This is a genomic window from Prevotella dentasini JCM 15908 (genome assembly GCF_000614065.1).
GTDB lineage: Bacteria > Bacteroidota > Bacteroidia > Bacteroidales > Bacteroidaceae > Prevotella > Prevotella dentasini.
This window is the reverse complement of sequence record NZ_BAKG01000017.1, coordinates 47102-71494: the sequence shown is the minus strand read 5'-3', so window position 1 is coordinate 71494 and position 24393 is coordinate 47102. Positions and strand designations below refer to the sequence as shown.

General features: G+C 58.9%; 10 protein-coding genes and 7 pseudogenes. 8 read left to right on the top strand and 9 right to left on the bottom strand.

What is annotated here, in order from left to right:
* Positions 1–41 precede the first annotated feature (41 nt).
* Complete coding sequence (locus tag JCM15908_RS09290) at positions 42–674, top strand: cation diffusion facilitator family transporter (protein WP_025003131.1); 633 nt, start codon at positions 42–44, stop codon at positions 672–674.
* 549 nt (positions 675–1223) lie between these two features.
* Here the strand turns inward: JCM15908_RS09290 and JCM15908_RS09285 are convergent.
* Positions 1224–2036, bottom strand: coding sequence for a helix-turn-helix transcriptional regulator (locus tag JCM15908_RS09285; RefSeq protein ID WP_025003130.1), 813 nt, complete (start codon positions 2034–2036; stop codon positions 1224–1226).
* Between the two features lie 258 nt (positions 2037–2294).
* Between JCM15908_RS09285 and JCM15908_RS14435 the strand changes: the two are divergent.
* Both JCM15908_RS14435 and JCM15908_RS13450 read left to right on the top strand, forming a co-directional pair.
* Positions 2295–2648, top strand: a pseudogene (locus tag JCM15908_RS14435) (MaoC family dehydratase); the annotation flags it as partial.
* Between the two features lie 150 nt (positions 2649–2798).
* On the top strand, positions 2799–4004 hold the full coding sequence (locus tag JCM15908_RS13450; protein WP_373277423.1) for a penicillin-binding transpeptidase domain-containing protein: 1206 nt from the start codon (positions 2799–2801) through the stop codon (positions 4002–4004).
* Between the two features lie 67 nt (positions 4005–4071).
* Here the strand turns inward: JCM15908_RS13450 and JCM15908_RS14685 are convergent, their stop codons facing one another.
* Positions 4072–4266, bottom strand: coding sequence for a hypothetical protein (locus tag JCM15908_RS14685; RefSeq protein WP_148295567.1), 195 nt, complete (start codon positions 4264–4266; stop codon positions 4072–4074).
* A 158-nt stretch (positions 4267–4424) separates the two neighbouring features.
* On the opposite strand from JCM15908_RS14685, the gene JCM15908_RS09275 reads away from it, so the two are divergent.
* Positions 4425–6173 carry an endonuclease gene (locus JCM15908_RS09275; RefSeq protein ID WP_025003128.1) on the top strand — a complete coding sequence of 583 codons (1749 nt, stop codon included), beginning with the start codon at positions 4425–4427 and terminating at the stop codon, positions 6171–6173.
* A gap of 620 nt (positions 6174–6793) precedes the next feature.
* On the opposite strand, the pseudogene JCM15908_RS13445 reads toward JCM15908_RS09275, so the two are convergent.
* The 4 pseudogenes from JCM15908_RS13445 to JCM15908_RS13435 form a co-directional block, all read right to left on the bottom strand.
* A pseudogene (locus JCM15908_RS13445) lies at positions 6794–7571 on the bottom strand (ZIP family metal transporter).
* Positions 7572–7733: 162 nt separating this feature from the next.
* Positions 7734–8677 (bottom strand): annotated as a pseudogene (gene queG / locus JCM15908_RS13440) (tRNA epoxyqueuosine(34) reductase QueG); the annotation flags it as partial.
* 816 nt (positions 8678–9493) lie between these two features.
* Positions 9494–10104 (bottom strand): annotated as a pseudogene (locus JCM15908_RS09260) (polysaccharide deacetylase family protein).
* Positions 10105–10348: 244 nt separating this feature from the next.
* A pseudogene (locus JCM15908_RS13435) lies at positions 10349–13571 on the bottom strand (glycosyltransferase family 117 protein); the annotation flags it as partial.
* Between the two features lie 458 nt (positions 13572–14029).
* Here JCM15908_RS13435 and JCM15908_RS13430 point away from each other — a divergent pair.
* A pseudogene (locus tag JCM15908_RS13430) lies at positions 14030–15693 on the top strand (formate--tetrahydrofolate ligase).
* A gap of 360 nt (positions 15694–16053) precedes the next feature.
* On the opposite strand, the gene JCM15908_RS09240 reads toward JCM15908_RS13430, so the two are convergent.
* The 3 genes from JCM15908_RS09240 to JCM15908_RS14175 form a co-directional block, all read right to left on the bottom strand.
* Positions 16054–17823: a 1-deoxy-D-xylulose-5-phosphate synthase gene (locus tag JCM15908_RS09240; protein ID WP_025003125.1), complete on the bottom strand. Its 1770-nt coding sequence runs from the start codon at positions 17821–17823 to the stop codon at positions 16054–16056.
* 89 nt (positions 17824–17912) lie between these two features.
* A complete protein-coding gene (locus JCM15908_RS15390) occupies positions 17913–18866 on the bottom strand; it encodes a response regulator (RefSeq protein ID WP_051530790.1) in 954 nt (317 codons plus the stop codon).
* A 44-nt stretch (positions 18867–18910) separates the two neighbouring features.
* Positions 18911–20773 carry a tetratricopeptide repeat protein gene (locus JCM15908_RS14175; RefSeq protein ID WP_051530789.1) on the bottom strand — a complete coding sequence of 621 codons (1863 nt, stop codon included), beginning with the start codon at positions 20771–20773 and terminating at the stop codon, positions 18911–18913.
* A gap of 305 nt (positions 20774–21078) precedes the next feature.
* Here JCM15908_RS14175 and JCM15908_RS09230 point away from each other — a divergent pair, with 305 nt between their 5' ends.
* The 3 genes and pseudogenes from JCM15908_RS09230 to JCM15908_RS09220 all read left to right on the top strand — a co-directional run bounded on the left by JCM15908_RS09230 (position 21079) and on the right by JCM15908_RS09220 (position 24269).
* Positions 21079–22356 carry a toxin-antitoxin system YwqK family antitoxin gene (locus tag JCM15908_RS09230; RefSeq protein WP_051530788.1) on the top strand — a complete coding sequence of 426 codons (1278 nt, stop codon included), beginning with the start codon at positions 21079–21081 and terminating at the stop codon, positions 22354–22356.
* Between the two features lie 86 nt (positions 22357–22442).
* A pseudogene (locus JCM15908_RS13420) lies at positions 22443–22947 on the top strand (gamma carbonic anhydrase family protein).
* Positions 22948–23054: 107 nt separating this feature from the next.
* Positions 23055–24269 carry a GDP-L-fucose synthase family protein gene (locus JCM15908_RS09220; RefSeq protein WP_025003123.1) on the top strand — a complete coding sequence of 405 codons (1215 nt, stop codon included), beginning with the start codon at positions 23055–23057 and terminating at the stop codon, positions 24267–24269.
* Positions 24270–24393: the final 124 nt, after the last annotated feature.

Genomic DNA, 24393 nt, shown 5'->3' with positions numbered 1-24393 from the left:
CAAGGCGAAGGGAGAAGACAATAAACAAACCAATTGCATTTATGGATAACAAGATACAGAGCAAGGAGCGTCGTACGGGCTTTGTCGTCGTCTTCACGTTGCTGACGATGATAGCCGAAATCTCCGTCGGGCTGTTCTCCCACTCAATGGCTCTCTTTGCCGACGGCGTACACATGGGTTCGCATGTGCTGGTCATCGGTCTCAACTGGGGGGCTTACGTGCTCGTGCGCCATTTGGAGCGCAGCCGTCCGGAGAGCTACGACAGCGGGCGCATACTCAGTCTTTCGGCCTTCGCCAGCGGCATCTTCCTGCTCCTGCTGGCCGTCTTCATCGTTGTAGAGGCTGCCGGGCGGCTGTCTTCGGGCAGCGGAGCCATCGGCAGCTATCCCTTCGCCCTCTCGGTGGCCGGGGTGGGGCTTGTCGTCAACATCGTCTGTGCCGCCATACTGCACGGCAGGAAGGGCGATACCGACTACAACATCCACGCCGCCTATCTGCACATCCTCGCCGATGCCCTGACGGAGATAGGGGCGATATTCGGCATCGTCTGTGCCATGATATGGGGCATTACGTGGATTGACGCGGTGGTGGCGGTGGCCAGTTCGGCCGTCGTCATCCGGTGGGCATGGCGGCTGCTCTGGGATACGGGCCGCGCCCTGACGAGGGCTGCCTGATTTTCGCCGGACGGGACGGGTGCAAACGTTTGCGCGCCTTTCGGCGGCTGTTTGTGCAATCGTATGTCCTGCCGCAGGCGTGGATTTTCAGCAATTTCTTGCAAAATATTTTGCGGTGTTTGTAACTTTGCATTGCAATAAAAAAGAAAGTTAAGACCCAATACGGACTTTAGTCCCCGTAAGAAGATTGTTTCAGAGCATAACGTACAAGGAATAGAATGTTTTAGGTGTTACAAGGTTTTAATTCATGTATAAGGATTGATAATTTTGAAATTAGTTTTTGTAGATTTGGTATAAGAAGCTCCACCTGCTGATAGAAGCAGGTGGTTTTTTTATGCCGCTGCCCCGCCCCTGCCTCACGCTTATGCCAAGGGCAGGGATAGCCGGTCGTAGACGGCTGATAGCCAGTGCAATGAAAACGGAAAGATGAAAGCGGCACTTTGACAACATGAAAGCGGCGTTTTCGCAAGGCCAAAGTGCCGTCCCCGTTTCTTGGCAACCCCCTTCTGTCCTGCCGCGCCGCCGGATTAGCCTGTTCCTGTTGCCGGATTAGCCGCGCAGCTTGGAGGGGTTCATGCCGAGATGAATCTGAAGGTAGCGCGTGAAGTAGGCTGCCGAGGAGAAGCCGTACATGTCGGCAATCTCGCCGAGCGAGAGGTTGTGGTTGCGCAGGAGGCGGCGCAGGCCGATGAGGGTGAAGTGGGTAATCCAGTAGTTGGCACTGTGTCCGCTCACTTTCTTGACGGTTTCGGAGAGGTGCTTGGGCGATACGAGGAGCTGCCCGGCATAGTAGGGTATGTCGCGGTGGGTGCGGTATTCGCCCGCCTCGAGCATCTTGAAGAAGTTGGCTGCGAGGGCCGACATCTGCAGGGTGGTTTCGGGATTTCCGTAGATGCGTGCCGAGATGCGGAAGCAGTCGAGTATGAACTGCCACGTGGCGGTGAAGACGCTCTCGGTCCTGAAGGGATTGTCGGTCTGGGAGGTTTGGCTGAAGATGTTTTCCAAGTCGTAGAGCCAGCGTTTCTGCTCGTCTTCGCTGAGCTTCATGACCGGGTTGGCATTGACGAGGAGTATGTGCCTGACGCTGTAGCTTATTTCCTGTCCGCTGAGTTCTATGTAGTCGTTGGTGATGAAGAATCCTTCGACGGCAAAGTCGTCCGTCGTCCTGAGCCGGCTGATTAGTTCCTGTCCGCGCGTGATGATGGCGCAGCCGGCCCCGGCATGGATTTCGGCGGTGTTGTACTCGAAGGTGCAGCTGCCCGAGGTTACGAGCGCGTGCAGCACCATGCCCTGTGTGGCCTTTGCCCCGAGGCTGCTGAAGTCGCGGACCCTCGTAAGCCATTCTTCCTTGTAGTCAATCATAATGCTTGTGGTTGGTAAGACAAAAGGGATAGCTTGTGCTTTTTGCTTGCAAATATACGCTTTTGGTGCAGAAGTGCCGGGCGTTCCCTTCGGTTTTTAACGTAATTTAGGCTCTTGTGCCCGTATGCTCCGGCAGGCAGGAGGAAGGCTCGGGCAGGCCGGCGGCGCGGGAGGGGGAAAGTTTCAGGGCAGTCTGGCGTGTTTGTATGAATTATTTTCGTACCTTTGCCGGAGATTCATCATTAAACAGAACAAGCTATGTCAAAGTTAATCATCAACAGCTACGACGAGCTGGCAAGCCACTTGGGCGAGCGGCTCGGCGAAAGCGAGTGGCTGGAAGTAGATCAGGAGCGTATCAATCTCTTTGCCGACGCGACGCTCGACCATCAGTGGATTCACGTCGACACGGCCCGTGCCAAGGAGGAAAGCCCTTACAAGAGCACCATTGCCCACGGTTACCTGACGCTGTCGCTCCTGCCCTATATGTGGGAGCAGATTATTGAGGTGAACAATATCAAGATGCTCGTCAACTACGGCATGGACAAGATGCGTTTCGGGCGGCCAGTCATCACCGGCTCCCGCGTCCGTCTGGTTACTACGCTCCATTCCATTGAGAATCTGCGCGGCGTCTGCAAGGCAGGCATCAAGTTCCAGATAGAGATTGAGGGCGAGCGCAAGCCGGCACTGGAGGCATTGCCACCTTCCTGTATTACTTTATTTAGGTATCTTCCGCAGTCTCTCCCGTCACTACAGGCACAGCCTATGGCAGCATCTTTCGGGCATATCCTTTCTCTCCCTGTGGGTAGGTTCAGGGTGAGTGTTTTTCTTTTGCTCTTCCCCCTCCTCGCCTTCGCGCAGGAGTATCACGGAGAGATGGAGCGCATCTATCCCGATGCGCCCGCGACAACCGCGCCCAAGCCGGCTTCCAAGTCGGCGGCAAAGGGTGTGCCCCGTCGTCCGGCATTTCAGGAAGAGCTGCCCTCGACGCTCATTCCGCGCCTTCAGCAGCTCGGTGCACAGCTCCTGAAGGGGAAGACGGGCAGCATTGTTGCCGAAGACCCTGCGACGGGCGAGATACTCTGCCTTGTTACCAATTCCCCCCAAGGCAGCAGCGATGCCCTCGCCATTGCCACCGCCTATGCTCCCGGCTCTACCTTCAAGACGGCGCAGGCCCTGACGCTCCTCTCCGAGGGCATCGTCGGCATGCAGACGAAGATTCCCTGCCGCGGCAGCTTCCGCGATGGCAGCATCAGGGTGGGCTGCCACGCCCATGCCACGCCCCTGCCCGTTCAGGGAGCGTTGGCCTATTCGTGCAACACGTGGTTTCTGTCGGCTTTCCGAACGATGATAGCCAAGACCTCCAAGTATGGTTCCAAGGAGAAGGCCATCGACGTATGGAACAAATACATCACCTCCATGGGGCTTGGAGGACCGCTCGGCATCGACCTGCCCGGCGAGAAAGGCGGACTCGTTGCCAACTCGTCGTATCTTGCGCGCCGCTATCCCGGTGGATGGAATCCGCTGACCGTCTTCTGGGCAGGAATCGGACAGGGCGACATCACCGCCACGCCGCTCCAGCTCTGCAATCTCGCCGCCTCTATCGCCAACCGCGGATGGTTCTTCACTCCCCACGTCCACCGCGGCACACCCGGTCGTCCTCTTGCAGCGCGGTACACCACGCCGCGGCACACCCTCGTAGAGCCGGCCGCCTACAGCCCCGTCGTTCAGGGCATGCGCCTTGCCGTTACGCGTGGTACGGCACGCGCTCAGAACAGCCGGCACTACGTCCTTTGCGGAAAGACGGGAACGGTGGAGAACGCCGGACCCGACCATTCCGTCTTCATCGGCTTTGCCCCCATGGACCGGCCGCGCATTGCCATTGCCGTCTTCGTAGAGCATGGCGGCTTCGGCGCCGACGTTGCCGCCCCGATAGCAGGGAAGATAGTCGGCGAGTTTTTGGCTTCTTAAAGGAAGTCTTTCCCTGACTTCCCATAAGGGGAGGGAACGTCCGCCGGGGCGGAAGCGTCTGGGACGATTAGCTGGCAGCACGCTGACGGCCCGATACGCTGACGGGCAGGCAATGGTTTGCACGCAGGTGTCGGGTTGTCGGCAAAAGAACAAGCGAGTAAGTCTTACAGCGGACTGGCTGGCAGCGTCCGGCCAGTCCGAATTGTCTGCCTCCCCCGGCCCTTCCCAAGGGGGGCAGGGCCTCACGGAAGTTCAGCCTCACTATGATTCCTGTTCCTTCAGACGGAGGACAGACAAAGCAAACACCTGACTATCTGTGTCTCACTTTCCCTCCACCTCTTCCGCCCCGTCGGGCGTTCCCTGCCTTCAGGGAGAATCAGGGAGGGTCTGTGGACCTTAACCAATAAACTATCAATGACAATGAAACATCTGAAACCCCTGTTGGCAGCAGTCATCCTCGGCCTCGGCACATCCGCCCACGCCATCGACCGCAATGCCCTCATCCAGTATGCTTCCAGTCTGAAAGGACTCAAGAAGGAGGCACTGAAGAACGAACTCTACAACATCATGAAGCAGAAGAGCGTGCTCGGCTACGGCAGCGGAATGGGCTGCACATGGGACGGATTCTGGTACACCGACCGCGTGGCGAGCACCAACGAGTGCATCAACCGCTACAGCTCTGCCAAATTCTACTTCACGGGGCACGACGGACGCTCCATTTCGGGCATGAACATAGAGCACTCCTTCCCCAAGAGCTGGTGGGGCGGCGACAAGAACGACGGCTACAAAGACCTCTTCAACCTCTATCCGTCCGATTCCAAGGCCAACAACTCGAAGAGCAACTACGCCATGGGCATAGTTACCGAGGTTACGAGCCAGAGCGGCGAGGGCTACGACAAGGTGGGATACGGCGATGCAGGCAGCCGGAAACATGTGCGCCTGTGGGAGCCGGGCGACGGATTCAAGGGCGAGTTCTGCCGCAGCTACATGTACATGGCGACGACCTATCAGTACCTGAACTTCACGTCCGAGGGTCTGAACCAGCTCGAAAACGGCGACTACCCGACGCTGCAGCAGTGGTCGTCGGACCTTTTCCGCCAGTGGAACGGGCAGGACCGCGTCGACGACGTGGAGACGGCGCGCAACGATGCCGTCTACGAGCTGCAGCACAACCGCAACCTCTTCATCGACTATCCCTACCTTTGCGAGTATGTCTGGGGCGACTCCATGGACGTGGCCTTCGACCCCGAGACCTCCATTACCACCGCCTCCGACGACAGCCGCTACCTGCAGCAGGTGCAGCCTAAGGTAGACAAGCCCGTGTTCACCCCCGCGGCAGGTACCTACAGCGAGGCACAGGAGGTGGCAATCACGTGCAGCACGCCCGACGCAGTAATCTACTATACCCTCGACGGCAGCGAGCCTACCGACGCGGACACGCGCTACACCGCAGCCATTACCGTAGACAAGGACATGACCATCAGGGCCGTGGCCTACGTGGGCAGCGACAAGAGCGTCGTGGCGACGGCCAACTACATCATCGGCGACAGCCCTGCAGGCAGCTTCCTCTTCACGAAGATTACCGCTGCTCCGACGGCCGGAAAGCGTTACCTGATTGTCGCCGACAACGGCGGACAGCACATTGCGGCCAAGCCTGTCAATCCGTCAAAGGGCAAGAGCTACGGCTATCTCTACGGGCAGGAAGTCAGCGTATCGGCAGCATCCACCATCACGCTTGCCGACGACGTGCCTGCCTTCACCTTCGAGGCCGCTGCCGACGGCTACTACCTCAAGGACAGCAAGGGACGCTACTACTATCAGGATGCCGACTACAACACGTTCACCCCGACTACCGACCTCGCGAAGGCCGACATCTGGACGGTAACGGTGAACGACGACGCTACGTTCAGCATCAAGAGCAGCGACACTAACCACGTCATCCAGTATTCGCCGAAGTACAAGTCGTTTGCTGCCTACAAGGAGGCATCGGCAGATAATATCTATCCGATGCTCTTTGAGGAGACGGCTGCCAACGGCTTGGACGGCATCCATACCCGTGAGGCTGCCCCGTCTGCCGTCTACAGCCTTCAGGGACAGCGCATGCCGGAGGGCGTCCGGCTCTCCCGTGGCGTGTATGTCCGTGGCGGAAAGAAGTTCGTCGTGAAGTAAACTCCTCTTCGGAACATTCTCCCGTTGTGTTCCCGGCCGTGTATTCCTCTTCTGGCGACGGCCGGGGAGCAGGAAAGCATCTTCGGGAATCGGTTCGGGAACGGTCTTCTGGCCGTAGGGGAATCCCGTGCTGTCCGCCGGCCGTCGGTTCCCGATATTTTCAAGCGGATTTGACCATAAAGTGAAAGTGCCGTTTTCGCAATGCGAAAACGGCACTTTCGTGTTGTCATACCGGCATTTTCGCCCGGCCGCCACGGCTGCTTTCAGGGAGAAAGAATCCAAGGCAGTGTTTCGGGGCGCGAATCCCCCGTTTGTGTCAAGCGGAAATGTAGGGACAGACCGCGTGTCTGTCCGCACCCAGAAAGGCGGACAGGCTGCCTGCTCTCCGCCTGTAATGCTGACAAAAAGCATAAAAAAGACAGATTCCGGGATGAAATCCCCGTGGTGAACAACTGGAAATGCAAGGACATCCGCCCCGTATGTCCGAACGAACAAAGGCATGCGGAAATACGGGATGGCGGGTATGGGTGATATGAAATGGACGAAATGGAGATGCCGACGGATACAGAGGCCGTTCCGCCCGGCTGACTTGACCTTCCGGAGCAGGAACGGGCGGCGGACTATCCCAAGACGACGTCGAGCACCATCATCAGGCAAAGCCGATGGCGAAGCCGACGGTGGAGAGGTTGGAGTGCTTGCCCTCGGACGCTTCGGGTATCAGCTCCTCGACAACGACGTAGAACATCGCGCCGGCAGCAAAGCTCAGAAGATAGGGCAGGGCAGGGGTGATGAGACTGGCAAGCAGGATGACGAGGATGCCGCCGATAGGCTCGACGATTCCGCTAAGCGAACCGATGACGAAGGAGCGCAGCCTCGAGTTGCCGGCCTCGCGCATGGGCATGGAGATAATGGCACCTTCGGGCACGTTCTGGATGGCTATGCCGAGTGCCATCGTCAGGGCGGCGGCAGTGGAGATGGCACTTCCTGCCTGCAAGGCTCCTGCAAGGACTACGCCCACGGCCATTCCCTCGGGCAGATTGTGGATGGTTACGGCAAAGGTGAGCATGGCCGTGCGGCTGAGCTTGGCGCGAGGCCCTTCGGGGGTGTCGCTGCCGAGGTGGAGGTGGGGGGTGATGTAGTCGATGACGAGCAGGAATCCCATTCCGAGCAGGAATCCTCCGACGGCCGGAATGACGCGCATGCGGCCCATGGTCTCGCTCATCTCCATCGAGGGAATGAGGAGCGACCAGACCGATGCGGCCACCATGACACCCGAGGCAAACCCGAGGAGGGCTTTCTGTAGGCGTGGGGGCATCTCCTTTTTCATGAAAAGACGAATGACGAGCCGAGAATGGTGCCCACAAAGGGGAGGAGGAGTCCGATAATTGTTCCGTTCATGCTGCAAAGATAGGGATAAAAAACGAGAGGACAAAGAAAAAACGGGGGCGGAATTTGCGGAAAAAAGCCTTTACGGCTTCTGTGGCTCTTCCTCCAGTTCCTTTCCGCCGGGGTGGGAGATACGGGCGGCCGGGTCTCCGCAGTGGCGGTGCTGCTGTGCCGCTCGATGTTCCGCATCAGTCCCTCGTACTTCGCGCGCTTGACGGCCGACCCCTTGAAGAGGCGGCGGTAGTCGTCGGCAGTGAGCCGCTGCCAGTCTTTCTTTGTCATGGCGAGCAGGTCGGGCGAAGGCTGAAAGGCAGTCTCGGTATTGGGCGAGGCGAACCGGTTCCACGGGCATACCGTCTGGCAGCGGTCGCAGCCGTAGATGGTGTCGCCCATGACCCGGCATGCCTCGGGCGAAAGCTGCCTTCGGTTCTCTATGAGCTGATAGGAGAGGCAGCGGTGGGCGTCGAACGGCTCTCCCTCGCGGATGGCATGGGTAGGGCAGGCGTCGAGGCATCGGTGGCAGTTTCCGCATCGGGAGGGCATCGGATGGTCGTAGGCGTCCACCTCGCAGGGCAGGAAAATCTCGCCGAGGAAGAACATCGACCCGGCACGGGGGATGATGAGCTGATGGTTTCTGCCCGTCCAGCCCAGTCCTGCCTGTACCGCCCAGTAGCGTTCGAGGACGGGGGCGGTGTCGACAAAGCAGCCCCAGCCCGTCCCTTCGCGGAGAGAGAGGGGACGGGGGCGGGGCTGTAGGCTGGCGATGACTGCCATCAGCTCTCTCAGTCTCGCTTTCATCACGTCGTGATAGTCCTTGCCGTAGGCGTAGGCGGCAAGCTGATATTCGCCCTCGGGGATGGTCTGTGCCGGCGTATAGTTCATTGCCAGAGAGACGATGGAGCGCACGCCGGGAACGAGAAGGCGCGGTCGAGTCGTTTCTCCAAGTTGTTCGCCATGTAGGCCATGTCGGCTTCGCTGCCCGTGGCGAGCCAGTGGCGGAGCGTGGCGGCGGTAGCTGCGTCGACGGGGGCGGCTTTTGCTATTCCGACGGCAGAGAAACCGAGGCGCAGGGCGGAAGCCTTGATAAAGGCAGCCTCGCCTACCGGCTCTCCCTGAATGGGGAGGGGGGCAGCCTGCTCTGCCGGCCGGAGCAGCGGAGCGTAGGGAGAAGGCAGCGTGTGAGCTTTGTTCGGTTTATTGCGCATGGTCGGAATGGAGCATGGATGGGTCTTGATAAGAACGATTAGGCCTATGGGATAGTGTGCTCCATAGGCCTAATCGGGTGTTCGGTCGTCCCCCAGTCTGCCGGGGGAAGGGGAGTAGGGCGATGTTTTCTCCGCCCGTTCTGTTTGCAGATGTGCAGAGAGATGGGAGGGCAAATACCCTGTAGGGACAGGCCCTGTGCCTGTCCGCCATACTCGCATCGGACAGACACGCGGTCTGTCCCTACATTTCCGCATGCCACAGACAGGGTATTTACACCTGTACTCTGTCCTTTCTGCACCTTTTGTCTGGCTTGTAAGCGAAGAGCAATCAGCCTGTAGGGACAGGCCCCGTGCCTGTCCGCCACACTCGCTTCGGACAGACACGCGGTCTGTCCCTACATTTCCGCATGCCACAGACAGGGTATTTACACCTGTACTCTGTCCTTTCTGCACCTTTTGTCTGGCTTGTAGGCGAAGAGCAATCAGCTTGTAGGGACAGGCCCCGTGCCTGTCCGCCATACTCGCATCGGACAGACACGGGGTCTGTCCCTACATTTCCGCGTGCTACAGACAGGGTATTCGTACTTTACGATTTATCCTTTTTGTATTCTCTGTGGCTGCAGGCGGTTTGCCTGCATGTTTGTCCCGATGGCGTGAAAACACACGGTGGCGCGTGTCTGAATGACAATCGGTTTGTCAACTCGCTTGCTTGTCTCCCCGTCTGTCCATTTATTCAAACGTCTTGAAGGCGTAGCCTGTTCCCTGAGCCACTGCAGCGACTCGGGAAGGGCGGTGCGCAGCTTGTCGATGCTTTTGAGGGAATCGTGGAAAGTAATGATGGAGCCGTTTCGGGCATACCGCTTCACGTTGTTGACAACATCTTCGGCAGTGAGCCATTTGGAGTAGTCGCGCGTAACGACGTCCCACATGACGACACGGTAGTTGCGCTTTATCCACCAGTAGACCGTATGCCGGAGCCACCCATGAGGCGGACGGAAATACTTGGTATGCAGGAGCGCGTTGGCCTCGGTAACGTCGACGGCGTATGTCAGCGTCCAATGCTTGAACGAACCGAGGTGGTGGTAGGTGTGGTTTCCTACCAAGTGGCCGCGCCGTACCACCTCCTCGTAGATTTCGGGGTACTTCCTCACATTGTCGCCCACCATGAAGAAGATGGCCTTTGCATCGAAGCGGTCGAGCACATCAAGGATGAACGGCGTGGCTTCGGGAATAGGCCCGTCGTCGAAAGAGAGGTAGACAGCGTGGTCGTCGGCAGGCATCCGCCACAGGGCGTGGGGATATAGCCAACGGAGCCAACGCGCAGGTTGTTCGATAATCATGAATGAAAGCCGCTTCCCCGGCCCCTCCCCGATGTAAGACGGGGAGGGAGGTGCAGGGAGAGGGGATTGTTTGATGATTTTTTTTGTTCTACGCAGGTGCGGAGACGGCAGGTAGTGCTGCCGAAGAGGGTCGGTTCTTTCCCTTTTGGAAATTGTTCCCCTCCCCGGAAGGAAGGGAGCGGTGAAGCCGGTTCTTACTCTCCGAAGCTGCCGCCCCGTGCCGTGAATGTACGGGCGAAGCTTCAAGCTGCTTGGCATGGGTGTTGGCCCACGTGCGGTCGATGGAGTCCACTTCCTGAAGGATGCTTCCCAAATACTGGATATGGAACTTGCAGTTGAACTGGCTCATGTCGAAGAACTTGCCATTGAGGCCGAGATAATAGGCGACGTACTGCGATGAGTTTTTCCAGAGGGCGTTGAAGATTTCCATTGCCTTTGCCTTCTTGCCGAGAACAGCGTAGGCGCGTGCCATTTCGGCAGAGCCTCCCTGCAGGCTGATGGGGACATTGTAGTAGGGAATCTCCTTCTCCGACTTCTGAAGCACCTTGAGTGCCTTCGCGTCCTCGTGCTTGTTGAGCAGTTCGATGGCGAGGTGCGCCATCTCGCGTCGGTGCGTGTAGCACATGCGCATGGTGGTTTCGTCGAGGTAGAGACCCGGCCGGGAGAGGTTGCCCCACTTGAACTTGTTCATCATCACGTCGTACGACTTCGCGGCATCGTAGTTGTTGCCCCTCGTTGTCGTGAACGGGGTGATGCGGTTGGCAAGTCCCTCCTGCACGAAGTTGTCGCCCAGATTCATGAAGTTCTCACCGCCGACGGTGATGGCGACGTAGAGCGGACGCGTCCAGTTGCAGTTGGCTATCATTTCGAGCATCATCAGGTCGCCCTTATAGAGTGCCTGCTTGCCCTGAAGCGAGATGACCATGCGGTCGGGGATAGAGTCTCCCGGGTGCATCATGCCGCTGCGGCGCACTGCGTCCTTGTCGATGGTCATGTAGATGGTGTCGGTCGGGATGACGTGCGTGTCGGGATTCTTCGAGCGCACCCAGTACTTGAGGATGTTCTTCAGCTCGAACGGCTCGTCGCCGAACTGCGCCTTGGCAGCTTCAGGGTCCTGTCTGTAGAAGTCGAGCACCTGCTGTTTGGCTGCCGGGTCGACGGTACGTACTCGTTGGTGCCGCTCACGTAGTCGAGGCGCGGCCAAGAGATGGGCACGCTCGGCGAGTTATAGGCCGGGCGACGCATCTGGTCGATATACCAGTCGGTCTGCAAGTAAGAGAGATTGCAGACGCGCGCGTCGGTGCGCACGCCCTCCACGTCCTGATTGTACCACAGGGGGAAGGTGTCGTTGTCGCCGTTGGTAAAGATGATGGGGCTGCCTGCTGCCTGCAAGGAGTTCAGATAGTTCTGTCCGAAGTCGCGGCAGGTGTACCGGTTGGAGCGGTCGTGGTCGTCCCATGTCTGCGATGCCATCTGTACGGGCACGAGGATGCAGGCCGTGGAAATGACGCTGGCAGACAGCACGGGCGACACTTTCAGCTTGCGTGCCCAGTCGTAGAGGGCTGCCACGCCGAGTCCGCACCATATAGCGTAGGCATAGAAAGAGCCTGCGTAGGCGTAGTCGCGCTCACGGGGCTGCCCCGGTGTCTGGTTCAGATAGATGACGATGGCAAGTCCTGTCATGAAGAAGAGGAAGAAGACTACCCAGAACTGCTGGATGCCGCGCTTGCCGCGCCATGCCTGCCAGAAGAGACCGATAAGCCCGAGGAGGAGCGGCAGGCAGTAGAATACGTTGTGCCCCTTGTTCTCCTTCAGCTCGTCGGGCAGCTTGCTCTGGTCGCCGTAGAGGGCGTTGTCGATGAACGGGATGCCCGTTATCCAGTTGCCGTGCTCCGGCTCTCCGTTGCCCTGCAGGTCGTTCTGCCGTCCGGCGAAGTTCCACATGAAGTATCGCCAGTACATGAAGTTGCACTGGTAGGACAGGAAGAACTTGATGTTCTCGAACTGCGTCGGCATCTTCACGCCGTCTACGTCGTGTCCCGTTATTCCTCCCATCCACTGCTCGTACTGTCCGGCATGTCCGTCGTCGTACATACGTGGGAAGAGCATGTTCTGCTCGAATACCTGCGTGGTCTTCTTGCGCACGACGAAGTAGGAGTCCGGCTCATCCTTCGATGCCTTCTCTTTGCGCTGGTAGACGGGTGCACCCTCGTTGAACTTGTAGTGCATGCCGTCTTCCGCCACCGCCGGCTGACTGCTGTAGGCCTGTCCGTAGAGAAGCGGATGGTCGCCGTACTGGTCGCGCGAGAGGTAGGAGCCGAGGGTGAAGATGTCCTCGGGCGAGTTCTGGTCCATGGGTGGGTTGGCCGTCGAGCGGATAACGATGAGCGCATACGACGAGTAGCCTATTATCAGCATGAGCATGCAGAGCAGTGCCGTGTTCTTGACGCGCGAGCTAATGAGCGAAACCTTCCCCTTCTTCATCCGTAGTAGGAAGAAAACGATGCCGAGGACGATGATTCCCGTGATGAACGCTCCCCATCCGTAGCCGTAGAAGGGGATGCCGATAAGCCCGAGGGCGACGATGAAGGCGATGTTCTCGCGTTTCTTATTGTTGTCCTGATAGGTTTCGTAGATGGCCCATACGAAGCTGAGGATGAGCAATACTATATATATGATGGTACCCGTGTTGAACGGCATGCCGAGCGTGTTGGTGAAGAACAGCTCGAACCATCCGCCCACGGTGATGATGCCCGGCACTACGCCGTAGAGCACGGCTGCCACGAGCACCACCGAGACCATCAGAGCCAGCAGCGAACCCTTCAGGTTGGCGTCGGGCACGCGCTTGTAGTAGTAGACGAGCACGATGGCAGGGATGCAGAGCAGGTTGAGCAGGTGGACGCCGATGGAGAGTCCCGTCATGTAGGCGATGAGCACGAGCCATCGGTCGGCATGCGGCTTGCCGGCATTGTCCTCCCATTTCAGTATCAGCCAGAACACCACGGCCGTGAAAGCCGACGAGTAGGCGTAGACCTCGCCCTCGACCGCCGAGAACCAGAAGGTGTCGCTGAAGGTGTAGATGAGCGCGCCCACGAGCCGGAGCCTTCAATGGCAATGAGCTTGGCGAGCGACGGTGCGTCGCCGTCGCGGACGATGAGCCGCCGCGTCAGGTGGGTAATCGTCCAGAAGAGGAACATGATGCACGTTGCCGAGAGCAGTGCGCTCATCGTGTTCACCATTCTTGCCACCTCGGTGGGGTCGCTTGCGAAGTGGGAGAAGAGGTTGGCCGTGAGCATGAAGAACGGTGCCCCCGGCGGATGCCCGATTTCGAGCTTGTAGCCTGTGGTGATGAATTCGGGACAGTCCCAGAAGCTGGCTGTCGGTTCAATCGTGGAGCAATAGACGAAGGCCGCGATGAGAAATGCGAGCCATCCGACGATGTTGTCCACCAGTCTAAACTTTTTCATTTATAAGATAGAATTATTAACTGCACGTAGCTCATGTGCAGGATTGTTATTTCGAAATAATCGGTGCAAAGATAATAAATAATTGAAAGACTACACAAAAAAAAGCCGGAAAAAGAGCCTTGTCCCGCCCTCCGCGCCCTCTCTCCGGCCGCCCCGGGAAGGCGGATGGCAGCCTGAGGCCGCCCGGGCGAGGTCTGCCTGCCGTTGTCTGCCCGACGGGGGAGGGCGGTTCCCTGCATGCCGCACAGCCCCTTCCCGTCCTCTCCCCGCAGGCGTCGCGGTTGCCCGAAGACCATGCCGGAAAGTTGCACAAAAGACATCAAATGGGCGTTGTTAACTATATTTTAGCCAGTCTGAACGTAAATTATTGCAAATTTGTTCGCTTTTTCTGAATAAATACGTTACTTTTGAAGCCCAATAACCAATAAATCCAATTTTAATAAAAAACAGCCAACCTTATGAAAACAGATTTTGAGATTGCACATGAGGCAAGTTTGGAACCCATCGCCAAGATAGCGGAGAAGGCAGACATCCCCGTAGGTGAACTCGACCTATACGGAAAATACGTGGCAAAAGTGCCCTACACCCTGATAGACGAAGAGAAGACGAAGCGGTCGAAGCTGATTCTCGTTACCTGCATTTCGCCCACGAAGAGCGGTGCAGGCAAGACGACCGTCAGCGTAGGCCTCGCGCTGGGCATGAACCGCATAGGCAAGAAGGCGGTGCTCGCCCTCCGCGAGCCTTCCCTCGGCCCCTGCTTCGGCATGAAGGGCGGTGCGGCAGGCGGCGGCTACGCGCAGGTGCTCCCGATGGAGAAAATCAACCTCCACTTTACGGGCGACTTCCATGCCATCACCTCTGCCAACAACATGATAGCCGCCCTGCTCGACAACTACATCTACCAGCACCAGAGCGAGGGATTCGGCCTGAAGGAAGTCTACTGGAGGCGTGTGCTCGACGTCAACGACCGCAACCTGCGCCACATCGTCAGCGGTCTGGGACGCCATACCGACGGTATCGTCAGCGAGAGCGGCTTCGACATCACCCCGGCATCGGAAATCATGGCCATCCTCTGCCTTGCCGACAGCGAGGCCGACCTGCACCGCCGCATTGAGAACATCATCCTCGGCATCACGCTCGACGGAAAGGCCTTCACCGTGAAGGACCTCGCATAGCCGGCTCTATCGTTGCCCTGCTCCACGACGCCATCAACCGAACCTCGTGCAGACCATCGAGCATACGCCGGGATTCATCCACGGAGGCCCGTTCGCCAACATCGCACACGGATGCAACTCGCTCATGGCCACGCGCATGGCAATGACCTATGGCGACTACTGCATCACCGAGGCAGGATTCGGTGCCGACCTCGGGGCGGAGAAGTTCTTCGACATCAAGTGCCGCCGCGCAGGCTTGCAGCCAAGTCTGTCGGTGCTCGTTGCCACCGCGCAGGCCCTGAAGATGCACGGCGGAGTAGACGAGAAGGAAATCAAGAAGCCCAACGTGGAGGGCGTGCGTCAGGGTTTTGCCAACATGGACAAGCACATCCACAACCTGCGCAGCTTCGGGCAGTCTATCGTGGTGAGCATCAACCGCTTCCCGACCGACACTGACGAAGAACTCGAACTCATCCGCGCTCACTGCGAGGAACTCGGAGTGGGCTGTGCCATCAATACCGCCTTTGCAGACGGCGGCAAGGGCGCAGAAGACTTCGCACGCCTCGTCGTAGACACCATCGAGAAGCAGCCGTCAGGACAGCTCCGCTTCGCCTACGAGCTGACCGACGACGTGCCGACGAAGATAGAGAAGGTGGCCAAGAACATCTACGGTGCCGACCATATAGAGCTTCAGCGAAGCCCTGAAGCAGCTCAAGCGCATCAAGGAGCTTGGTCTTGAGCATCTGCCCGTCTGCATTGCCAAGACGCAGTACTCCTTCTCGGAGAACGCCAAGGCCTACGGCTGTCCGAAAGACTTCCACATCAACATCCGCAATCTCGTCATCAATGCCGGTGCGGAAATGATAGTGGCCGTGGCAGGCGAAATCATGCGCATGCCGGGTCTGCCGAAGAGTCCGCAGGCCGAGCGCATAGAGGTAGTGAACGGAGTAATAGAAGGTCTGATGTAACAGGCTTGACGATAAAATGAAAGTGCCGTTTTCGCCATGCGAAAGCGGCACTTTCGCATGGTCAAAGTGCCCGAATGAATTGCCGCTATGTAGTTTGGGCAGAATTGTGGATAATGAACAGCCATCAGCAGGCAGCCAGCCCGTAATGCAGACGGGATATGTATAAATCACAAACTCCCTGTGCGAATCCCCCGTTTGTATCAAGCGGAAATGTAGGGACAGACCGCGTGTCTGTCCGATACGGGAAAGGCGGACAGGCACGGGGGCAAACAAGAGCGGGCAGGCAACCTGTCGACTATCCAATTGTCAACCTGCTGCCTGCCCACTATTCTATTTGTCAGCTTTCAATTCGTCCGTCTGTCAGCGCATCTGCCCGTCCACCGCAAGTATGTCTTCGACAATCTGCCCGTCGGTAAGATGATTGTCGCGCAGGAGCTGCTCGACATCGTAGCGGTCGTAGAGCTGCTTGCGGACACCGAAGTTGAGCACGCGCATGGCCGTAGGGCCGTAGAAGCGCGATATGCGCTCGCCGAAGCCGCCGTCGAGAGAGCCGTCCTCGATGGTGGCGACAATCTGGTGGTCGGCCAGCAGGCTTGTGAGGAGTTCCTCGTCGGCTCCTGAGATGAACCGGGGATTGATGAGGGTCGCCCCGATGCCGTGCTCTGCCAGTCTGGCAACGACGGCCTCGCCCTTCTGGAAGAAGTCGCCCACGGCTATGACGGCCACGCGGCTGCCGCGGCGCACCAGCTTGTACTTGTTCAGTTCGGAATAGTCGGTATCTACCGGCTCGTCGGTGTGCACGCAGCCGAAGCCCTGCACGCGGATGGCTACCGAATACCTGTCCTGCCGGACGGCCCAGCTCTCCATGGCGATGAGTTCCTCGTAGGTGGTCGGTGCAAGGTAGACGAGGTTCGGAATGTGGCTGAACATCGGTATGTCGAAGAAGCAGATGTGCGTGAAGTCGTTCATGCCGTAGACCGATGCCCCCATGACGTTGATGACGGCAGGGTTTCCGTTGACGGCGAGGTCTTGGCATACTTGGTCGTAGGTGCGCTGAAGGAAGGTGGCAGGCGTGCTGAAGACGGGGTGCGCGCCGCGCTTTGCCATTCCCGACGCGAGTGCGACGGCCTCTTCCTCCGCGATGCCCACGTCTATGAACTGCCGTCCTGCCTGCCTGCGCTTTTCGGGATGGAAGCCTATGGCGGCAGGAACGCCTGCGGCAATGCAGACGAGCTTCGGGTCGCGCTTCATCTCATCGAAGAGCCAGTTGCCGAGCATGACTGCGATGTTCTCGCCGCTTCCGCCCTTCTGTTTGGGGCTTCCGTCCTCGAGGTTGAACGGCATGTTCCAGTGCCATGCCTCCTTGTCGGTAACGGCAGGGGTATAGCCGTGTCCCTTCTCGGTGTGTATGTGCACGACGACGGGGTGGTCTATGTCCTTTACCTTGCGGAACAGCTCTACGAGCTTCTGCACGTCGTTGCCCTCTTCGTGGTAGATGTAGTCGAGGCCTATGGCGCGGAAGAGGTTGTTGGCCGACTTTCCGCCGGTTCGCCGCAGCTCCGCCAGTCCGCGGTAGATGCCCCCGTGGTTCTCGGCAATGCTCATCTCGTTGTCGTTCACGACGATGATGGCGTTCGTGCCCAGCTCGGCGATGGTGTCGAGACCCTCGAAGGCCTCGCCTCCCGAGAGCGATCCGTCGCCGATGACGGCTATCACGTTCTCGGTTCCGCCCATGATGTCGCGCGCCTTGACGAGTCCCGAGGCGAGCGCAACGGAGGTGGAGGTGTGCCCTATCTCGAAGTTGTCGTATTCAGGGCTTTCGAGCGGCGACGAATATCCTGATATGCGGCTCATGGCTGCGGCGTCGAGGAATCCCTCCTTGCGCCCCGTGAGCATTTTGTGCGGATAGCTTTGGTGGGAGATATCGAAGACGATGCGGTCTTCGGGAGCGTTGAAGACATAGTGAAGGGCAACCGTCGCTTCTACGAATCCGAGGTTCGGGCCTACGTGGCCACCGTGGTTGCTGACGCGGTTGAGTACACCCTGACGAATCTCTTCGGCAAGCTGTGGAAGCTGTTCGGGCTGAAGCTGTTTTAAGTCTCGGGGACTTTCGATGTTCTCAATATACATACCTGTATTTTGCTTTTATGATTTTGGGGAATGGTTTCGGTGATGTCGGTGTCCGGCTGACGGGGGATGCGCGTGCCGTGGGGCAGTGGTCAGACGGCGTTCTTGCGGTACTGGCTGGGCGAGATGCCCTCTATCTGCTTGAAGACGCGGCTGAAGTAGGACGGGTCCTCGAAGCCGCATTGCAGCGAGACTTCGTTGGTGGTCCAGTCGGGATGCTGCCGGAGGAGCTTGCACGCGTGGGCTATGCGCACCTTGGCGGTGTAGCCGGTAACGCTGTCGCCCGTGGCGGAGAGCAGGCGGCGGCTGAGGGTGCTGCGGCTCATGCAGAGCTTGGAGGCGATGGTGTTCACCTCGAAGGAGCAGAGCTTCATCTGCTCGTGCACGACGTCGGTCAGCCGGCTGACGAACTCGCGGTCGGCATCAGAGAGGGCGGGCTTTTCGGAGCCGCCTGCGTGCCTTGCCTGCTCTGTCTTCTCGGTGAGCACGCGCCTCATGGCGAGCATTTGGTCTATCTGTATGAGCAGCTCGTTGCGGCTGAAGGGCTTGTGCAGGTAGGCATTGGCACCGGCGCGAAGCCCTTCCTCGCGGTCGTCCTGCGACGTCTTGGCGGTAATGGCGATGATGGGAATGTGGTTGGTCAGCTCCGATGCGCGTATCCGGCGGCACAGTTCGAGTCCGTCGATGCCGGGCATCATGATGTCTGTGAGGACGATGTCGGGGAGGATGCGCCGTGCCTTCTCCAGTCCCTCGTCGCCGTTGGTGGCATAATACACCTTATATATATGGTTTACCTGCCGTCCGATGTAGTGTGCGACGTCGGCATTGTCCTCTACCACGAGCACCTTGGCAGCCTTTCCGCCTTCTTCCCCTGCATCCCTGAGCTGTGGGGCGGCGTCTGCCGGCATCGTCTGCATGGCGTCTGCCGTCGGTTCGTCTTCGTCGCTGAGGGGCTTCCACCGTCCGTTGCCGTGGCTGACGGGGATGGTGAGCGTGAAGGTGGAGCCTTCCCCGGGGGCGGATTCGGCCTCAATCGTTCCGTCCATTCCCTGTGCGAGCTGCTTGACGAGCGCAAGCCCTACGCCCGTTCCTATGTCGTGGCTCTCGCTGTCGGCTGATAGAAGAGTTCAAAGAGGTGGGACAGCTGTGCCTGCTCTATCCCCCTGCCGTTGTCGCTGACCCGTATGTGCAGGCGGTTGTCTTCGAGGGCCGTGTCGATGATGATGAGTCCGCCGTCGTCGGTGAACTTGACGGCGTTGGCGATGAGGTTGCGCAGAATCTTGTGGAGGTATTCCGGCACGAGGTCCATGTCTACGCGGTTCTCCCGTGGCTGGAAGGTCATGAAGATATTCTTTTCCTTTGCCAGCGGCTGGTAGCTGTCCACAATCATTCGGATGTAGGTGATGGCCTCTCCGTGCCGCCATTCGGGTGCCGCCACGTCGGAGCGCGTGCGTGCGATGTCGAGCAGTTCGTTGACCAGAGCGAGCAGCGACTGCCCCTGCCGGCGTATCGCCCGTCCTGCCTCGGTGGTGCGCTGAAGGCTGCACGAGGTTGCCCCGGCCAGCGTCTCGGCCTCGCCGAGGATGACGGTCAGCGGTGTCCGCAGTTCGTGGGTGATGTTTGTGAACAGCCGTTCGCGTGCGTAGAGCAGCCGTTTTATGAGATCGGTCTTCTGACGCTTTGCCTTGAGGAAGTAGGCGAGCAGTGCCGCTACTCCTGCGAGGAACACCAGTCCGAGGATAGCGGTGATGAGGAAGATGTTCTTGGTCTGTGCCTCGCTGCGGTAGTGGTTTTCCGCCTTGCAGAGGTCTTGCTGCCGGCGTTCGCGCTCGAGTGCTATGCGTGCGTTCTGTATGCGGTTCAGGTTGGCGGCGTTGAGCATGCTGTCGCTGTATGCGGCCGAGAGGGTATAGTTGCGCAGTGCCTCCCGGTAGTTGCCCTCGTTGTAGTAAAGCTTGTGGAACAGGTCGTGGATGCGCGCCTCGTGCCGGATGGAGTTGATGGTGTCGGCTACGGCGTCGGCGCGTAGGAGGTACTGGTGTGCCTGTGCGTTCTGTCCCGTCCGTATGTAAAGCTCTGCCAGCGATATGCACGATTCGAGCCAGTGCCACCGGTCGTGCCTGCGCTCCATGAGACGGTACGACTTTCCGTATTCCTCTATGGCCTGCGCATATTTCCCGGCCTTTGTATGGAGGTCTCCGAAATGGTTGTAGCAGAGCGAGATGCCGAGCTGCGAGCCTGCTTTTTGGTTGAAGTCCATCGACCGCTGATAGTAGTTCCATGCAGAGTCTGTCTGTCCCAGCCGTTCCTTGATGCTGCCCAGATTGGCGTAGTTGATGGCCTGACCCACCATGCTGCCGAGTTTTATTTCGCCTGCGAGGGCTATTCGGAGTACGCTGTCGGCCTGCTGCAGGTTGTCGGTGGTGAGATAGACGTTCCCCAGTCCGTTGAGGGCGACGACGTATGTCTTTAGTCCGCGGTCGGTCTGCCTTCCGCTGAACTTCATGATGTAGGTCAGGGCCTGCACGTGGTGTTTGGCGGCCTCGTCGAGGATGCCCATCCGCCGGTAGTCCGTGCCGAGATTGTTGAGCGCGGCCACGATTTCGAGGGTGTCGCAGGCGCGTTCGGCCACCCGAAGTCCGTGCTGGTGGCTGCTGATGGCGCATCCGAAGGCGTTCAGGTCGCGGTAGGTCTTTCCCAGTTGCCTCAGTGCCACGGCTTCTCCGAGGGCATCCTGCTTGCGGGCATAGCCTTCTGCCATGCTGTTCAGGCGTGCGGTGTCGGTGCATTGTGCGGTAAGGCTGTCGAGAGAGTCTCTCCGCGCCTCGTCGGCAGGAACTCCGGGGTCAGGCGTCCCGCATCCGTTCAGCATGAGAAACAGGGCTGCCGTGCCTGCCGTCAGGGCAGTTGCGGAGCGCAGGGAGCGGACGATGGACTTTGTATAATGCAGCATGTAGAGGCTGTTCTTGCGTTGTAATGTTCTCAGGAGTGTGAGACAGGCTGATGGAAGCCTTTATTATAAGGGGTGAATCATAGGTGCAAAAGTACAAAAAAAATGCCAATCGTGCTATATTATCGCAAAAAAAGGACTTAAATCTTGTCTATTTGACGGCAAAGGGCTAACTTTGTCAGTCCACATCCCGTCCTGTGCCGTGGGGTTGTTCCTGCGCAGGGGGATGGCCGGTGCCGCTCGGTGGCATTGGCAGGAGTTCCGTCTCCTGCCGCCGTTATGGGCATCCCGGTTATAATGAACATGCAATGATGAGTCGAATCCTTCTTTTCTGCCTTCTGTTTCTCCTGCTTCCGTCCGGGGCAGGGGCGCAGCGATACGTCAATCCGTCCATTCCCCACGGTGCCATCTTCTACGACAGCCGGTGGAAGGGGACGGACAAGACTGCCGGTGCCGCCTACTACCGTCTCCTTACGGTCGACGGGGAGGGGCAGAAAATGTTCTACGACTACTACATCGGTGGACAGCTGCGTGCCGAGAAGCACTATGTGAGCATCGACCGCAGCGACGACCGCCGGACGGTACTGACGGGCCTGTGCCGCACCTTCCATCCCTCGGGGCGCGTAGAGTCCATTATGAAGTATCGGAACGGAAAGGCCGACGGGCGCGCGGTGTCGTTCTTCCCGGGCGGAAGCGTCGGCATGAAGCTCAACTACCGCAATGGCGTGCTCGACGGAACGGCCTACACCTACAGCGAGGCAGGCAAACTGGAATATACCACCGTGTGGCGCAACGGCACGAAAGTGAGCGAGCAGCGCGGCGGACGCGACAAGTACATAGACTGGGACACGAATCAGGACCCGTTCTGCGACCAGTATCGGAAGGATGAGCCGCTCATCATGGCACAGTCGGAGAGCGTTGCCGCTGCCGAGCGGGCATGGAAATCGTCGGACGAAACGAAAGCCCCGAAGCCGCAGCCGTCAGCTCCCGGTGCCGGCCGGACGCATGCCGTCCGGGAGTCCGTGCCTCCCCGGCAGTCCCCGAACACCGTCCGAGGCAGCCGGCCACAGCCCCGTCAGACGGCGGCAAGGCCGTTCGGCTTCGGCTATCTCCACGCCATCATCTCAGATGCCGGCCACTGCAACAATGCGACGACCTTCTACGATGCCGTCGGGTCGGCCTACGGGCTGCCCCTGTCGCAGACTATCAGTGGCTTCGGGACACAGCGCGAGCTGACCTATCACTACGACATGACCTACGACGCAGCCACGGGAAAGGACGTGATAACAGGCAGAAATCCCCGGCAGATAGGCTTCTTCGGAGTGGAAACGGACCGTGAGCTGACCGTCAGCCGCATCAATCTCTATACCGCCTCGGCCGAGGAGGCGATGCGGTTTGCCGACGATGCAGCGGCAGCAGGCTACCGTCCGCTGGGCGGAAGCACCGCAAGGCAGACCGACGGCAACTGTGTCATGGAGCATCCGCAGCACAACCGGCAGGGCGACCCCGAGGCGGTGGTCATCACTTTCACCCATCTGCCTGCACTCTATGCCGGCCTCTACCACATCAGGATGGAGCGGAAGTAGGGCCGGACGGCGGCTGCCGCATTTTGGGGATAGGCCGGAAACAGCGTGAATCCACCGTAGACTATGGATAAAAACAAACCATCAATATGCCAACCATCATCAAATCAGTAAAAGGAAAGTCCCCCTCGTGGGGCAGCGACTGCTATATAGCCGACAATGCCACCCTTGCCGGCGACATTGTCATGGGCGACCGTTGCTCGGTATGGTTCGGTGCCGTACTGCGTGCCGACGTCGATGCCATACGCATAGGGTCGGAAGTGAACATTCAGGACCTTGCCTGCGTGCATCAGACAGCCGGGATTCCCGTGCTCATAGAGGACGGGGCGAGCATCGGGCACGCTGCCGTCGTGCACGGGGCTACCATCCGCCGCAATGCACTCGTAGGGATGAACGCACCGTACTCGACCATGCCGACGTGGGCGAGGGCGCGGTGGTGGCTGCCGGAGCCGTCGTGCTGAAGGGAACGAAGATTCCTCCGGGGAGATATGGGGAGGAGTGCCTGCCCGAAGACTGAAGGCGGCAGAGCCGGGACAGTCGCGCGTGTTTGCCGACCACTATCTTTACATTAAGGAATGGTACTCTAACGATTGACAATTAGGTGGTTACGGGTTTTCTGAAGATGCTCTTCCGCGTCCCGAAGATGCCCGTGTCCGCCCCTCGTCGCCCATTCCTCCCATCGCCAAACCATCAGCCAGACAATGGATAAGAACAGCAAAATATACGTCGCAGGACACCGCGGACTCGTGGGTTCTGCCATCTGGAACAACCTCCTCCAGCGAGGCTACACCAACCTTGTGGGCAGAAGCCACAGCCAGCTCGACCTGACCGACCAGCAGGCAGTGCGCGCCTTCTTCGACAGCGAACGCCCCGACGCCGTGGTGCTCGCAGCGGCATTTGTCGGAGGCATCATGGCCAATTCGCTCTACCGTGCCGACTTCATCATGCAGAACATGAAGATGCAGTGCAACGTCATCGAGCAGAGCTATCTGCACGGCGTAGAGAAACTCCTCTTCCTCGGCAGCACGTGCATCTATCCCAAGAACGCGCCGCAGCCGATGCGCGAGGATGCCCTCCTCACCTCGCCCCTCGAATATACCAACGAGGAGTATGCCATCGCCAAGATAGCCGGACTCAAGATGTGCGAAAGCTACAACTTGCAGTACGGAACCAACTATATCGCCGTCATGCCGACCAACCTTTACGGCCCGAACGATAATTTTCACCTCGAAAATTCCCACGTCATGCCGGCCATGATGCGCAAGATTTATCTTGCCAAACTCATTCACGAGGACAATTGGGAGGCCATCCGCGCCGATATGGACTGCCGTCCCGTCAACCCCTCCGACAGGCTCCGCGCCCTCGTCGGCGAAGGAAACGTAGACGGGCGGAGCACCAAGGAGCGCATCCTGAGCGCGCTCGCCTTCTACGGCATCGGGGACAACAGGGTAACGCTCTGGGGCGACGGCACTCCGCTCCGCGAGTTTCTGTGGAGCGAGGATATGGCCGACGCAAGCGTGCACATCCTCCTCCATGTCGACTTCAAGGACATTATCGGCATAGAGAAGTACTCGAGCGTCTTCTGCGGTGCGAAGACCGGCGGTGCGGTAGACCGCAACAACTCCGGGGGGCGCGGCGGTGCCATCCCCTCTCTGGGCGAGATACGCAACTGCCACATCAACGTAGGCACGGGAAAGGAGCTTACCATCGGTGCCCTTGCCCGTCTGATAGTAGACGTCGTCGGCTTCACGGGCGAGGTGGTATGGGACAGCACGAAGCCCAACGGCACTCCGCGCAAGCTCATCGACGTAGAGAAGCTCCACCGGCTCGGCTGGACGCACAAGGTAGAGATAGAGGAGGGCGTGAGGATGCTGTACGAATGGTACAGGAAATCCGCCCCCAATCCTTCCCTGTAGGGAGTGGATGAATCCGCCCCAAGGTCTCCCGGCCTCTTCTTAAATATCCATCAACACTCATTAACGCCCACAAGTGCCCCGTCAGTCTCTCCCTCCCAGCAGGGAGCGCAGGGTGGGTCTTTTA

Coding starts and splice junctions, on each gene's coding strand:
- JCM15908_RS09290 (WP_025003131.1), top strand. CDS start 42: ATGGATAACAAGATACAGAGCAAGGAGCGTCGTACGGGCTTTGTCGTC.
- JCM15908_RS09240 (WP_025003125.1), bottom strand. CDS start 17,823: ATGTATATTGAGAACATCGAAAGTCCCCGAGACTTAAAACAGCTTCAG.
- JCM15908_RS09220 (WP_025003123.1), top strand. CDS start 23,055: ATGGATAAGAACAGCAAAATATACGTCGCAGGACACCGCGGACTCGTG.
- JCM15908_RS09230 (WP_051530788.1), top strand. CDS start 21,079: ATGATGAGTCGAATCCTTCTTTTCTGCCTTCTGTTTCTCCTGCTTCCG.
- JCM15908_RS15390 (WP_051530790.1), bottom strand. CDS start 18,866: ATGGACGGAACGATTGAGGCCGAATCCGCCCCCGGGGAAGGCTCCACC.
- JCM15908_RS09285 (WP_025003130.1), bottom strand. CDS start 2,036: ATGATTGACTACAAGGAAGAATGGCTTACGAGGGTCCGCGACTTCAGC.
- JCM15908_RS13450 (WP_373277423.1), top strand. CDS start 2,799: ATGGCAGCATCTTTCGGGCATATCCTTTCTCTCCCTGTGGGTAGGTTC.
- JCM15908_RS09275 (WP_025003128.1), top strand. CDS start 4,425: ATGAAACATCTGAAACCCCTGTTGGCAGCAGTCATCCTCGGCCTCGGC.
- JCM15908_RS14175 (WP_051530789.1), bottom strand. CDS start 20,773: ATGCTGCATTATACAAAGTCCATCGTCCGCTCCCTGCGCTCCGCAACT.